Origin of the sequence: Kitasatospora sp. NPDC001539, assembly GCF_040298565.1 — a bacterium.
In the GTDB taxonomy this organism is placed as follows: Bacteria; Actinomycetota; Actinomycetes; order Streptomycetales; family Streptomycetaceae; genus Kitasatospora.
This window is the reverse complement of the sequence record NZ_JBEPAK010000278.1, coordinates 1-8640: the sequence shown is the minus strand read 5'-3', so window position 1 is coordinate 8640 and position 8640 is coordinate 1. Positions and strand designations below refer to the sequence as shown.

The following is an 8640-nucleotide window of genomic DNA, read 5'->3' as shown; positions in this document are numbered from 1 at the left end:
GGTAGGGCTTCGAAGCCCTACCCCCCGACCCGTTCCCGGTGCCGTCCGGGCCCGTCCGGCCCCTAGCGGGAGCGCCGCAGCGGGTTGATCACCCCGAACGCCCCGGTCAGCGTGGACGGGTCGACGAAGGAGCCGCCCGGCCCGTGGGTGCGGCGGAAGTTGTTCACCAGGCCGGTGAACGACGGGTCCACCTTCGCCCGGTACGCGGCCAGCAGGTTGACCCGCTCGGGCGTGGAGAGCTCCTGCTCGGCACGGAGCTGGTGGCTGCGCGACAGGTGGTACATGCCCTCGACCGTGTAGCCGGCGTCCAGCCAGCCCTGCCACAGTGCGTCGCGGTCCGCCTCCTGCCCGGCGAAGTACTCCAGGGCGCGCGGCCGCGGCTCGGTCGGCGCCGCCGTGGCCGGCACCGGCTCGGCCCGCAGCTCGACCCGCCGCCCGCACAGGTAGAGCACCGGAACGCCCTTGCGGACGCAGAAGTTGAGTGCCTGCGCGGCCTGGTCGACGACCGCCTCGGCCTTGTCGTTGAGCGAGGTGTTGCACAGGATCGGCACCCCGGTCGCGGCCCGGAACGCGTCCAGCGCCCGGTGCAGCGGCGGGTTGGACTCGGCGGTGACGGTCTGGTGCCGCGCCGAGCCGTCCAGGTGCACGATCGCCGGGACCAGCTCCCGCACCTCCGGCCGCACCTGGACCGCCTCCAGCATGTACGGCGACTCGCGGTCGGAGGCGAACCACTCGCCCGCGTACTCGGCCATCACCATCGGCGCGACCGGCCGCCACCACTGGCGCCGCTTGTACTCGTTCAGCAGGTCCTTGACCTTCTGCGAGCGCGGGTCGCCGAGCAGGCTGCGGTGGCCCAGCGCGCGCGGCCCGAGCTCGGCCCGGCCGTCCACCCAGGCGATCACGCCGTCGGAGACGTCCGCGACGAAGCGCTCGGCCTCGAAGTCCGTCACCGAGACGATCCAGGGCGCGAACTCGGCCAGCGCCTCCGCCACGTCCAGGACGTCCCGGCCGTAGTACGGCGAGACGATCCGCAGGTCGGCCCCGTCCAGCGCGCCCGCCCCGTACAGGCCGAGCAGGCCGAGGCCGATGCCCTGGCCGGAGTCGTTGGCGCACGGCGGGGTGACCAGGCCCTTGAAGCCGAACCGGTCCATCAGCAGGGTGTTGGTCGGGCAGTTGAGCGCGTAGCCGCCGGTGGTGGCCAGGTGGGTGTCCTCGGCGCGGATGCCGCCGACCTCCAGCAGCCGCTCCACGTTGCGGATCGCCACGCCCTCGCAGCAGCGCTGGATCACCTTCATCACCGCGCTGCGCAGGTGGTCCTCGCGGCTGAGCGTGTCGTCCAGCTCGACGTCCGCGAGCTGGAGCTCGGCGGCCTCCACCACCGAGCGGACCAGGTCGTGGGCGGCCTTCCAGGGCTGGGTCGCGGAGCCGCCGAAGAAGGTGACGTCGGCGATCGCCGCCTCGGCGTCGAAGTCGATCGCGGCCGTCGAGGCGGAGGCCAGCGCCATCAACGAGCCGGGCTCCAGCCCGAACACCGTCTCCGCGGCGGTGTACAGCGGGCCGGGCGACTCCACCGGCTCGAAGGTGATCCGGCCCTGCTTCACCACGCAGCCGGCGTACCAGTAGGTGTTGGGACGGCTCTCCTGCGCGTAGTCGGGCAGCGCGTCGATCGCCAGGCCGACGATCTGGCCCTCGCGGAACAGCGGGACGTCCCGCAGCACCCCGCTGAACAGGTGCGCCAGGCTGTGCAGCGGGAACTCCTCCGCCCCGGCCGGCTTCGGCACCGGCTGCGCCTTCGGCAGCCCGGGCGTGCCCCAGGTGGCGGTGATGTCGTCGAGGGTCAGCCCCTCCTCCGCCAGCAGCGCCGACAGGAAGGCCTCGGCCCGGCCCTCGGTGTAGAGCGGCCAGAAGTGGTGCTTCTGACCGCTGACCCGCTCCAGCTCCCAGACGCGGACCAGTTCGACGTCCGCCCCGTCGCGGCGCCACAGCGCCACGTTCTGGTCGTGCCGGACCGAGAAGACCGCACCCGGCCCCGGCGGCGTGAGATAGGCGGAAAGGAAGTGCTCGGCCACGGTTACCTCTTTTTCCTCGGTCTGCCAGGTTCTGTCAGGACGAGGTATTTCCGGCCCGTGCGCGGGGGGATTTCCCGCACCCCGCCAGGGCCGGCCGCCTGCCCCCGGCGCCAGCGACTACCCGGTCATTCGACCACGCGTGCGGACGCCCGGTACATACTGAAATCCCCGTTTACGCACGTCCGGGCGGCCCGCATACGCATGCGCAGCGGATTCCGGGGGCCGCGGGGTCCGAATCGGAAAGCCGGGAACGGGAAGGGCCCCGACCGGTGGGACCACCACCGGCCGGGGCCCGATCCCCGGTGGGAGAGGTGCGGCGGTCGCCCGGCCTCAGGCGCCTGCGCCCGCCCTCGCGTCGTGCTCGGCGAAGAACTCGTCGGCGATCGCCCGGGTGCGCGGCAGCCCGGCGACGGGCTCGCCGATCACCCGGCCGGCGAGCTCGGTGGCCAGCCGGGCCACGTCCTCCCGCAGCTCCGCCTCGGCCAGCACCCGGTCGGCCTCCAGCCGGACCTTCGCCTCCGCGAGCATCCGCTCCCGCAGCTCCTGCCCCTCGGCCCGCAGCCCGGCGATCAGCGCCGCGCCCTCCTCGGTGGCGGTCTGCCGGATCAGCGCCGCCTCGTGCCTGGCGCCGGAGAGCTCCGCCTGGAACTCCTCGTAGATGCGCTCGGCCTCGGCCCGCGCCTCCTCGGCCCGCTCCACACCCCCTTCGGTGGCATCCCGCCGTTCCGCCAGGGTCCTCTCGATGCGCGGGAGCAGCAGCGCCCCGAGCACCCCGAACACCAGGAAGAAACAGACGAGTCCGATGACGAGTTGGGCGACGTCAGGCTTCAAAGGTCCCATGGCAGCACGATAGTTCGGCCCTCCTCCGCCACCCGCCCCGGGTACCCGGCCGGCCCCCGGACACGACGAAGGGCGCCCTCCGGAGGGGAGGACGCCCGGGTCGGACACGATCGCTGCGGGTGGGCCGCCAGGGGCTCGAACCCTGAACCTACGGATTGAAAGATCGATACGGATCGTGCTGCCACGGGCTGAAGCGGATCACTCACCCTCCAGCGGCCGTTCGAGCACAAGTAGGGGCCGACCGGCCACTCCCGCCAGTTGGCGTTTCGCATGAGCCCGAGCCATCGCAACGAGATGCTCGGCAACGTCAGGAACGGTGAAGTCGCCGATCCGCTCCTGGCGAGACTTCACCTGGACGTGCCAAGAGGTCGGGCCGTCACATGAGAGATCTTCCAGCCCCTCAGGGATGATCCGATCCGCGTCGAGGGCACCGGACATAACGCGGCCGCATAGCCACGCGCCTACAGCATCCTGGTAGGGGAAACCACGGCTGGCGCGCGCTCCCGAGCGCGTCGTCGTCCAGAGAGCCTCGGCCGATTCGTTGATCAGTTCGCTCCGAATCCTGCGGCTGCTGGGCCCACAGCACACCGACACCCGGCCCGTGTTGTGCCTCCGTCCCAACCCCACCCGATCACGCCGCACGCGTGCCACTGGAATCTTTGCATTTCTCCTGCGCGGCCGAGCAGTTGCCGTCACCATGGACGGATTGCCACAGGAGGCTCACATGACCATCGCGCTCTCCAAGGGGGCGAACGCGCTTCTGACCGCCCCCCGCTGCCGGGTGACCGTCGTGGCTTCCGGTTTGCCCGTCGATGTCTCCGCGGTTCTCCTCGGATCCGGGGGCAAGGTTCGTGGCGACGACGATTTGGTGTTCTACAACCACCCGTCCCAAGACGGCGTCACGGCAGCCGGTCCCACCGTCACGGCAGACCTCGACCGCGTCCCGTCCTCGGTGGAACGCATCGCTGTGGTGGCCAGTGTCGAAATCGGCTACCCCTACGGCCGCTTCGACACGAAGAGCACACCGAGCGTCGGCATCGAGTGCGGTTCCGCGCAATTCGTTTTCCTTCCGCCGCCGATGAATGGCGGAGAGACCGTGGCGGTTCTCGTCGAGCTCTACCGGCGAGAGGGCAGGTGGAAGGTTCGGGCTGTCGGGCAGGGGTGGTCCAGCGGATTGGCAGGTCTGGCGGCGGACTTCGGCATCGTCGTAGATGACCCCGGGCCTGTTGCCGCCCCTCCGGCAGAGCTCATGCCCCCGTCAGCGGCGACGGGAAGTGCATTCCAATCGCGTATTCCTGCCGACCGGGCAGCCCCGACCGAACCGTCGCAGCCGCCCGGACACCCTCTGCCTACCTCTGTGCTAGGTTCGTCCGCCCTTCTCAGGCCATCCAAACCCCTCGGCAGAGTCTCCCTCAGTAAGGGCGGCCAGGCCACAATCAACATGCGTAAGGACGATCCGCGCCTCGTCGTCACCGCCAGCCTGGAATGGAACGGTGGCAGTAGGGCTCGGCGTCAAGCCGACGCAGACCTGGATCTTTACGCCCTCTACGTACCCCGCAGCGCTGCCACCCCCCAAGGCCCCAGGCCGACCAGATCTGAGCAGGTCATCTACTACCGGCAACTCGGTTCTCCGGTCGAAGCCCCGTACATCGCTCTCGACGGCGACGCTCGCAACCCCGGACGAGAGACCATCACTATTCGGCGGCCGGACCTTCAGGGCTACGTCCTCATTTGCGCGTACAGCGCAGTCGAGAACGGCACAGGCTCTTTCAAGTCCTACGGCGCCCGAGCCGTGGTCACTGACGGGCGCGGATCCATCGTCACCGTCCCGCTGTACAACAACCGCAACCTGTCCTATTGGGTCGCCATCGCGCTCATCGACTTCACCGTCCCCGGCGGTATTGAGATCCGTCACGTGGAGAAGTACAGCGGAAACCACCAGGAGGCCCGCCCCATGCTGTACTCCAACGGCAACTTCCGGATGAGCACGGGACCGGTCGAATTCAAGACCAAGTGAGCTGCGCATGACTGCCGCGTCGTTCGGGGCGCGAGCACCCAGCAGACGAGCGGCCATCCGTTGACGCCCAGCCCGGCGGCCCGGGACCGGTGGGGGCGATGTAGCCACCTCCGGGCTCCAGGCGGATGCGGTACACGTTCAACCGGTGACCGGCGGCGACGTAGGCGCGGAGGTCATCGGTGTGCGGATAGCGGCTCTCGGGGTCGGGGTGGACCGTTCTGCAGATGGCCTGGATGTCGATGTCGCCGACCAGGATGTACCGGGTTCCGGGGCCGAGGTTGATGCACAGGCGACGCCGGCGGTGAGCGGCTGCCAGGGCCGTCGGGCAGGAGGGCCCGGTCCTCGCAGTCGGCTTCGCCGTAAGCGGTGCGGACGCCGGCGACGTCGCAACGCTCGGCGAGCGCGGCAGGGTCGTGGTGGGCGATGGCGAGGTTCATTCCGGGCTCCTCCCGGTTGGTCTCACCGGCGGTCGTCGAGGGTGTCCGCGAACGTGACGTCCAGCTCGGAGACCAGGGCTTCGGCGAGCTCGGCCTGCTGGGCCCGGTCGATGATGACCTTGCCAAGGTTGGCCGTGCCTCGGACGGTGCTCAGGTCGTTGCCGCGCAGGTCGAGGTCCTGGTACTTGCCCCGGCCGAACTCGGCCAGTCGCAGGCTGCAGGCGTCGAGGACGGCCCGGCTGAGGTCGCTGCCGCTGAACGTCGCCTCGTTCAGGACACACTTCGAGAAGACCAGCGGTCCGATGGCCCGGACCTGCTCGAAGCTGCTGTAGTCGAGCTTGCAGTTCTCGAACAGCACGTTGTCGAGGGTCACGCCGGTGAACTGGGCGCCCATGATCTTGCAGTTGCGGAAGACGACACGGGAGAGCTTGGCGTCCGTGATGCGGGCGGTGGCGAGGTCACAGGTGTCGAACTCGACGGAGTCGAGCCGGACCTTGTCGAGCTGAACGCGGTCGGCGCGAAGTCCGGTGACGCGGCCGGTGATGAGGCTGGCGGCGGTGAGGTCCAGGTCCCGCAGGTTGGCGTCGGTGTACCGGAAGTCCTGGACGATGCCCCGAGCGGAGTCGAGCGTGCTGACGTTGGACAGGTACAGGCCCGGCTCGTTCAGGCCGGGCAGGGTCACGGTGACGCGGCCGAAGGTGCTGTCCACGGGCTTGCTCCGCTCTCTCGGTTCGGAGGACCAGGCCCGCACCGCGCTGGTGCGGGCCCGGGGGGCTCAGGTAGTGCTACTTGCCCTTGTTCGACCAGTTGTCCCACGTCGGCCGGTTGTCGAACGACGAGGACGACTTGCCGTACAGCGAGACTGACCTCAGCCGCATCATCAGCAACGCCGCGCCCGGCCCGGCGTCGGCCGACCGGGTCCCCGCTCGGCCACGTGCCGGGCGGGGGCGCTTCGTTGCGTTCAGGGTGGCGCCTACGGAAGTATTTCGGGCATGCCTACAGGCCTCCTTCATGACCGCGCCGTCAACAGCATCGTCAACGGTGAACTCGAGCAGGGAGTATTTCCCTGCCGATGCATGATCGGAGACGATCACATGGAGGGTCCGACCGACGGCCACCACGAGGAAGAACCCTTGTACCCCGGGGTCCCCGATGCCGAGGAAATCTGGCTCTCCAGCGGTATGGATGAGGACTACGACTTCCGCTAACGACGTCCGGAGCAGTGGCGCCTCGTCGTGCCCGAGGTCAGGCGCGCGCCGCCGCTACTGCATCGGTGTACAGCTCGGTGGTCAAGTCGTCTTCGCTGACACCAAGTTCCGCCAAGACGTTACGAACCGACGCGAGCGCCGGAGCCAGATCATTCTCCGTGACAGCCGCGGTCTCCACCTCAATGAACGTCGCGTCGTTCAGCTCCGGAACTCGGACGAGCGTGGCGAGCATATGCCGCCCGTCGGAGTCGAAGGCGTAGTTGCGGCACCGCTTTTCGAACGCGATGCGCGGGACGAAGCCTAGGCCTCGCACGATCTCGTGCATCGCGTCGGCATCCTCGACACTGGTCTCGGACTCGGGTTTCGACCCACTTGCCTCATCGACCCGAGCGGCCTTGTAGGTGAGGACGGTTCGGGTGTCGTCGGGACTGTGGACGGTGCGGATCCGCAGCTCACGGTCCTCACCCATCAGGCTCCCGTCAGGCGCGTCGTAGTAGGTATCGCGGTAGACCTCAGCCCGGCCGGCGCCGTACCGGTCCTCCAGCTGCTTGAGAACCGCCTCAGGGTCGCGCACAAAGGCCTTGAGTTCCGCCTCGATCGCCATCGTGGTCCCTCCGTCAGATCGCGCGCTCAGCGCCATCCAGCATCACCTCGAACTGCCGTCTCCAGCCCCTGTAGAGCGGGCCGGACGGGGTGGGCAGCACCTTATACGTAGCCGACTCGTGCCCCTCCCAATCCGCGTCGAACGAGCCGACGTAGAGGGTGCGGTCGAGGCGGATGAGGCGCCACACGGGGATGGTGGAGTACCGGTACACCTCGACATGGCCGACCTCCGCCAGCTCACGGAGCCGGGCCTCAGCCAGGCGAATCCCGCTCGCGAGAGACTCGGCCGACTCTCCGATCTCGGCGGCCCGGCACGCGGCCGCAGGCGAGTCCGGGTCGAGGAGGAGCACGCGCAGGCGCGGCGCCTGGTCGCCGTCCCGGTCCAGGTGCGGCCGCAGCAGCGCGTCACGGAGAGCGAGAAGCCCGAGTCCCCGTACAGCGAGGACGTCCAACTCGACAGCTGACCGGGCCGCGCGCTGTACCTCTGCGGCCGCCGAGGCCTGGTCGCTGTAGACGCGGATGACCTCCGGGAACGCGGCGAGGTCGAACGCGGCACCGGCCGTGCGCTGACCTTCGGCCCTTGGTGCGAGTCCGAGCAGGCGTCGGGCGGAGTCAGGCAGGTGGAGGCCGTCGGCGATGCGCTCGAAGACGTCGAGTCGGCTGACCTCACGCCGACCGTTGATGATCTCGTTGACGCGGCTCTGCGTCATGCCCACCTGGACGGCCAGCCTGGCCTGGCTCGCGCCGCTGTGATGCTGAACGTACCGAAAGAGGCTGGCGACATCGCGGCGGCGAAGTGCATCCCGCACCTCTTCGTTATGCCATGCGAGATCCGGCAGCCTGATCGGCTCCAACGCGGTGCCCACGGCCTCAGCCTCCATCCCCGGCAAACCATCTCACGGTGAGATTACCGCCGCGGTATCGGGATTGATGTCAGATCAGTCGACTCTGGTGGCGTGAGCCCACCCGCACTGCACCAGGAGATGGCCCATGCTGAGCACTGACTACCTGACCGTCTCGGTGGACGGCCGCCTGGAGCCGACCACCCAGCCGGTGGCCGAGGCCATGGCGACACTGCTCCTGGTACTCAGCGCGCTGCCGATCGGCAACTACCAGCAGAAGGCGATGGTGCGTCTGCTGGGCAGCAGCACCACCGACCTCGAGCACCTGATGCAGCGGCGTGGATGAACGGGGGAACCGGTGCGACGTCACGCCGATCATCGAAGCCGTTCCCAAGCCCGGACCGGTCGAACTGCGGCTCGACGTCTGGCCCAACTGCGCCTGTCCCCGGCACCGCACCGACTGACACACGAGCCGACCGGAGCGGCGCCGGGCCATCACAATCGCCGCCTCAGTCTCCTCCCAGCCCTCAGAAGCGATTCCCAAACCGGGGGACATGGCTGCCGCTCGAACTTCCGTGCGCATCAGCCTCGTTCAGGTGATCAGTTCGCGGCCGGCGCATAGAA

General features: G+C 69.1%; 8 protein-coding genes. 2 read left to right on the top strand and 6 right to left on the bottom strand.

What is annotated here, in order from left to right:
* Positions 1 to 62 precede the first annotated feature (62 nt).
* Entirely contained in the window at positions 63 to 2069 is a 2007-nt protein-coding gene (locus tag ABT247_RS29020; protein ID WP_350748210.1) for a carbamoyltransferase C-terminal domain-containing protein, read from the bottom strand.
* Between the two features lie 330 nt (positions 2070 to 2399).
* Complete coding sequence (locus tag ABT247_RS29015) at positions 2400 to 2909, bottom strand: F0F1 ATP synthase subunit B family protein (RefSeq protein ID WP_350748207.1); 510 nt, start codon at positions 2907 to 2909, stop codon at positions 2400 to 2402.
* A gap of 724 nt (positions 2910 to 3633) precedes the next feature.
* On the opposite strand from ABT247_RS29015, the gene ABT247_RS29010 reads away from it, so the two are divergent.
* Positions 3634 to 4926, top strand: a complete 1293-nt coding sequence (locus ABT247_RS29010) for a TerD family protein (protein WP_350748204.1) — start codon at positions 3634 to 3636, stop codon at positions 4924 to 4926.
* Between the two features lie 459 nt (positions 4927 to 5385).
* Here ABT247_RS29010 and ABT247_RS29005 read toward each other — a convergent pair whose 3' ends face one another.
* The 4 genes from ABT247_RS29005 to ABT247_RS28990 form a co-directional block, all read right to left on the bottom strand.
* A complete protein-coding gene (locus ABT247_RS29005) occupies positions 5386 to 6072 on the bottom strand; it encodes a pentapeptide repeat-containing protein (protein ID WP_350748202.1) in 687 nt (228 codons plus the stop codon).
* A 76-nt stretch (positions 6073 to 6148) separates the two neighbouring features.
* Positions 6149 to 6457 carry a hypothetical protein gene (locus ABT247_RS29000; protein WP_350748199.1) on the bottom strand — a complete coding sequence of 103 codons (309 nt, stop codon included), beginning with the start codon at positions 6455 to 6457 and terminating at the stop codon, positions 6149 to 6151.
* 151 nt (positions 6458 to 6608) lie between these two features.
* On the bottom strand, positions 6609 to 7175 hold the full coding sequence (gene cyaB / locus ABT247_RS28995; RefSeq protein WP_350748196.1) for a class IV adenylate cyclase: 567 nt from the start codon (positions 7173 to 7175) through the stop codon (positions 6609 to 6611).
* 13 nt (positions 7176 to 7188) lie between these two features.
* Positions 7189 to 8040 (bottom strand): helix-turn-helix domain-containing protein, encoded by an 852-nt coding sequence (locus ABT247_RS28990; protein ID WP_350748193.1) that lies wholly within the window; start codon positions 8038 to 8040, stop codon positions 7189 to 7191.
* A gap of 124 nt (positions 8041 to 8164) precedes the next feature.
* Between ABT247_RS28990 and ABT247_RS28985 the strand changes: the two genes are divergently transcribed.
* Entirely contained in the window at positions 8165 to 8362 is a 198-nt protein-coding gene (locus ABT247_RS28985; RefSeq protein ID WP_350748190.1) for a hypothetical protein, read from the top strand.
* The last annotated feature ends 278 nt before the right edge of the window (positions 8363 to 8640 follow it).